The 4,691-nt window shown below is 66.1% G+C and carries 6 protein-coding genes; all 6 read left to right on the top strand.

What is annotated here, in order from left to right; all coding sequences use genetic code 11:
* The coding region (locus AB1609_15910) for a terminase TerL endonuclease subunit (GenBank protein ID MEW6047938.1) at positions 1-735 on the top strand (735 nt) is incomplete at its 5' end.
* A gap of 28 nt (positions 736-763) precedes the next feature.
* Positions 764-2,020 (top strand): phage portal protein, encoded by a 1,257-nt coding sequence (locus AB1609_15905; GenBank protein MEW6047937.1) that lies wholly within the window; start codon positions 764-766, stop codon positions 2,018-2,020.
* A complete protein-coding gene (locus AB1609_15900; GenBank protein ID MEW6047936.1) occupies positions 1,995-3,101 on the top strand; it encodes a head maturation protease, ClpP-related in 1,107 nt (368 codons plus the stop codon). Before AB1609_15905 ends, AB1609_15900 begins: the two co-directional genes overlap by 26 nt.
* The gene (locus AB1609_15895; protein ID MEW6047935.1) at positions 3,098-4,282 is read left to right on the top strand and encodes a phage major capsid protein; all 1,185 of its coding nucleotides are present in this window, start codon (positions 3,098-3,100) and stop codon (positions 4,280-4,282) included. The genes AB1609_15900 and AB1609_15895 overlap by 4 nt, the downstream gene beginning before the upstream one ends.
* Positions 4,283-4,286: 4 nt before the next feature.
* Positions 4,287-4,493, top strand: coding sequence for a hypothetical protein (locus AB1609_15890; protein MEW6047934.1), 207 nt, complete (start codon positions 4,287-4,289; stop codon positions 4,491-4,493).
* 5 nt (positions 4,494-4,498) lie between these two features.
* Positions 4,499-4,691: head-tail connector protein (locus tag AB1609_15885; GenBank protein ID MEW6047933.1), on the top strand; the 193-nt coding region annotated here is incomplete at its 3' end.

Here is a 4,691-nt window from a genome sequence, read left to right as displayed (position 1 = left end):
GTGGAGCAGCGCGAGGAAGGCTACATGCCCATGGACAAGTGGCGGGCCTGCGCGGCCAGCAAGGATAACCCAATGCCCGACCTAGACGGTCGGGCTTGCTATATAGGCGTGGACCTCTCGTCTAAGATCGACCTGACTTCGCTGGCGGTGGAGTTCCCCCTCGGTGGCGGTCGGTTCGCGGCGCTGTCGCACTCGTTCATCCCGGCCGAGCGGCTGGCCGCCAGACGGAAAACCGATAAGCAGCCATACGACTCCTGGGTGCGCCTGGGATGGCTGACGGTGATTCCGGGCGCGGTGGTGGACCAAGAGGCGCTGATTGAGTGGATTGAGGCGCAGGCGGCGGAGCACAAGTGGGACGTGCGCGAGGTCTGCGTTGACCCGTGGAACGCCACACAGTTCGCTGTGGAGCTCCAGCGGCGCGGCTACACGGTGGTGGAGATCACGCAGGGGATCCGCACGCTGTCGGAGCCGACCAAGGACCTGCGGGAGCGGGTCCTCCGGGGAGAGATTGTGCACGACGGCAGCCCGGTGATGGCCTGGGCGATGGGCAACGTCGTCGAGCGACGGGACCACAACGGCAACATCATGCTGGACAAGGAGAAATCCCGGGACCGCATCGACCCGGTGGCGGCGCTGATGAATGCCCACACCCGGGCGATGCACCACGAAACGAGGAGCGCGTATGACCCGAACGAGTACGCAGACGAGGACATACTCGAGAAGCTTTGGGGTTAGGGCCCGGCAGTGGCTGGCCAGCCTACTCTTGCGCAACATCCGTGCGGAGACCGTGCCGGCCGAGGTCACGCTGAGCGACCCGAAGCTCCTGGAGTGGCTCGGCATCGACCCCGACGAGATCAACGTCCGGGGCGAGAAAGGCCTGCGCGAGGCCACGGTCTTCGCCTGCGTGAAGATCCTGTCCGAATCGGTGGCGAAGCTGCCGCTGAAGGTCTACCGCGAGACGCGCCAGGGTATCGAGAAGGCCACGGACCACCCGCTCTATCCGCTGCTCAAGCTCCGGCCCAACCCATACATGACGGCCTACGACATGTTCCGGGCCGTGGAAGCGCAGCGCAACCTGCATGGCAACGCCTACATCGTGCCTGAGTTTGTGACCAGCGGGCCTGGTCGCGGCCGCATCCGTGCGCTTTGGCCCATAGATGCCAAGGCCGTGACGATCTGGATAGACAACCGGGGCCTTTTCGGGCCCCGCAATCGCGTGACGTACATCGTGAGGGTCGGCGGCGAGGAGCGCAGGCTGATGCCGGACGAGATTGTGCACCTCAAGGCGATGACGCTGGACGGCATAGTCGGCGTCAGCCCGCTGCACTACCTGCGCTGGCTGGTGGAATCCGGTGCGGCCGGCACCCGCCACATCCGGGACTTCTTCAAGCAGGGCCTGCAGGTCAAGGGCATCGTGCATTACACGGGTGACCTGAACGAGGAGGCCGAGAGGCGGTTCCGGGAGCGCTTCGAGCGCATGGCGGCCGGCCTCAAGGCGGCCCACCGCGTGGCTCTCTTGCCCATCGGCTACCAGTTCCAGCCGCTTGAGCTGTCCATGACGGACGCTCAGTTCTTGGAGACGGCACAGCTCACGGCCCGCCAGATCGCCAACGCCTTCGGGATCAAGATGCACCAGCTGAACGACCTTTCCCGGGCCACCCACACAAACGTCACGGAGCAGCAGAAGGCGTTCTACACGGACACCCTCCAGTCCATCCTGATCGGCTACGAGCAGGAAATGAGCCACAAGCTCTTCACTCAGGCGGAGATCGAGGCCGGGTATTACCTGCGGTTTGTGGTCGATTCCATCCTGCGGAGCGACCAGAAGACCCGGTATGAGGGCTACCGGGTCGGCATCCAGGCCGGGTTCCTCAAGCCGAACGAGGTGCGCGCGTGGGAGGAACTGCCGCCCGAGCCCGGCGGCGACGTGCTTCTCGTCAATCAGGCCATGGTGCCGCTGAGCATGATCAGCAGTGCGAGAGGGGCGAAGAAGAATGCCGGTAACCAACCTGAAGAGTAAGCGGTGCTGGCAGTTCCGGGCGGCGGCCGGCGAGTCCGAGGTCGGTGAACTGCTGCTCTACGGGCCGCTCAGCAGCGAGTCCTGGTGGGGCGACGAGGTCACGCCCAAGCAGTTCGCCGAGGAGCTCCGGGCCCTCGGCGCGATTCGGGAGCTCCGGATCTACATCAACAGCCCGGGCGGGGACGTGTTTGCCGGCAGCACGATGTACTCTATCCTGAGCCGCCACAGCGCGCGGAAGGTGGTCACGGTGGACGGTCTGGCCGCCTCGGCCGCGTCGCTCGTGGCGATGGCCGGGGACCGGATCATCATGCCCATCAATGCCATGATGATGATCCACAACCCCTGGATGCTCGTGGTGGGCGACGCGCCGACGCTACGCAAGGCAGCCGAGGACCTGGACAAGGTGCGCGAGTCCATGATCGCCGTCTACCACGCCCGCACGGGCCTGGAGCCGGAGCGCATCGCCCAACTGCTGGATGCGGAGACGTGGATGACGGCCCAGGATGCGGTGGATCTCGGCTTCGCCGATCAAGTGGAGCAGGCCAAGGAGGTGGCGGCCTCCGTGCGCGGCACCACGCTGGTCGTCAACGGCGTGCAGGTTGACCTGCGGCAGTTCCGCAACCCGCCCAAACTGCTCACCGTGCGGCGGGTGTATGCCGGCGTGGTGCCAGAGGACGTGAGCGACAAGAAGGCTCCGGAGGACACGCCGTGGGAGGCCCCCAACCTGGAAGATTTCACCGACAAGTCCTGGGACGAGCTGACGGATGCCGAGAAGCGGCGCATTGCAGGCCACTACGCCTGGGCGGCGGAGATGCCGCCTGCGGCGTTTGGCGACCTTAAACTCCCGCACCACCGGCCGAGCGACGGTGCCATAGTCTGGCGGGGAGTGACTGCGGCGGCGCAGCGCCTCGACCAGACGGACCTCCCTGCGGAGGACGTGCCCAAGGTGCGCCGGCACCTTGAGCGCCACTACCACCAGTTTGGGCGCAAAGCCCCGTGGGAAGAGGACACCGAGGGTCGGCTGCGGCTCCTGGAACTGGAGTTGGAGCTGTACGCCGGAACGAGGAGGAATGAGCCGTGACGAGGGAAATGCGTGAACTCCAGATGAGGCTGGCCGAACTGGAGCAGCAGGCCCGCCTGGCGATCTCCGAGGGCCGCGTCGAAGATGCCGAGCGCATCATGAACGACGTGCGGGCCGTTCGGATGCAGATCGCCCTGCTCGAAGAGCTTGAGGCCCAGGAGCGGGCTGCCGCTACTCCACCCGGCGAGCGGCGCGACGCCGAGGAGCTTGAGGCCGAGTACCGGCGTGTGTTCCTGAAGGCGGTCCGCCGTAAGCCGCTCTCGGCGGAAGAAGTCGGGCTGATCCGCGATTACCAGCGGCACGTGTTTGCGGTGCTGCACGAGGGCGGCGTGACTGGAGACCCCGGCGATGCGGGCCTGCTCGTGCCCCAGGATCTCCAGACCAGGATCAACCAGATTCTGCGCGACATGCCGGACCTGACCCAGTACGTTCGGGTGGAGCGCGTGAGCACCCTGAGCGGCAGCCGCGTCCTTGAGGCCGACGAGGACATGACCCCGCTGGTCGTGGTCGACGAGTACGGCCAGATTCAGCCCATGGACGAACCCAGATTCACCAGCATACCATACAAGCTGGTCAAGCGGGCCGGCTTCCTGCCCATCACGAACGAGCTCCTGGCCGACAGCGACCAGAACATCATGGCCTACCTGGCTGACTGGATTGCGCGCAAAACGCTGGTGACCCGCAATACGCTCATCGCCGGTCTGCTCAACGCGCTCACCGCCAATCTGTTGGCCAACCTGGATGCCATCAAGAAAGTGCTCAACGTCGATCTCGACCCGGCCATCTCGCGGAACGCTGTGATCATCACCAACCAGGACGGCTACCACTGGCTCGACACCCAAAAGGACAGCCAGGGCCGCTACCTGCTGCAGGACGACATCACGCAGCCCGGCCGCAAGACGCTATTCGGCCGGCCCATCGAACCCGTGGCCAACCGCTACCTGCCGTCCCGCGAGGACACCACAGCCGGCAAGACGTACGCGCCCATCTTCCTGGGCAACGGTAAGCAGTTTGCCGTGTGGTTCACCCGCGGGCAGTACGAGTTGGCCTCGACCCGTGAAGGTGGCGACGCCTGGCGGCGTGACACCACCGAGCTGCGCGTCATCACCCGGGACGACCTGCGGCAGTGGGACGGCGCCGCCATGGTCAAGGGCGAGCTCGACGTGACGCCGGCGGTGTAACGCCATGCCGTGGCTGAGGGTCACGCGCGGCTTCCGTGACCTCGAGGCGGGCGTCCACCGGCGGCCCGGGGACGTGTTCGAGGTCTCCGAAGCCCGGGCCCGGGTAATCCTGGCGGCTGGCGTGGCCGAGACGGTGAAGAGTCCGCCCATAGCTGCGCCAGCCGCTTTAGGAGCGCCGGAGCGGCCCAGGAGGCGCCGCAAGAAGGGGTGAGGTGAATGCTCACCCTAAGTGAAGTCAAACAGTGGCTCAGACTGGAGGAGAGCGATACCGCCGAGGACGCTCTCCTCCAGTCTCTGATCGCCGCTGCGACCGAATACATCCGCAACGCTGCGCCCGTGGGGTTCGCCCTGGAGGGCAACCCCATCGCTGGGCTCCTGGCGCGGGTGCTCGTGGCTGACTGGCACGAGC

The sequence above is a fragment of the Bacillota bacterium genome (assembly GCA_040754675.1).
Classification (GTDB): domain Bacteria; phylum Bacillota; class Limnochordia; order Limnochordales; family Geochordaceae; genus Geochorda.
Note: the sequence above shows the minus strand (reverse complement) of the source record. Positions and strands in the feature narration are given on the sequence as shown.

What these genes read in the sequence shown, in the direction of transcription:
- AB1609_15900 (MEW6047936.1), top strand. Translation starts at nt 1,995, where the DNA reads ATGCCGGTAACCAACCTGAAGAGTAAGCGGTGCTGGCAGTTCCGGGCG.
- AB1609_15890 (MEW6047934.1), top strand. Translation starts at nt 4,287, where the DNA reads ATGCCGTGGCTGAGGGTCACGCGCGGCTTCCGTGACCTCGAGGCGGGC.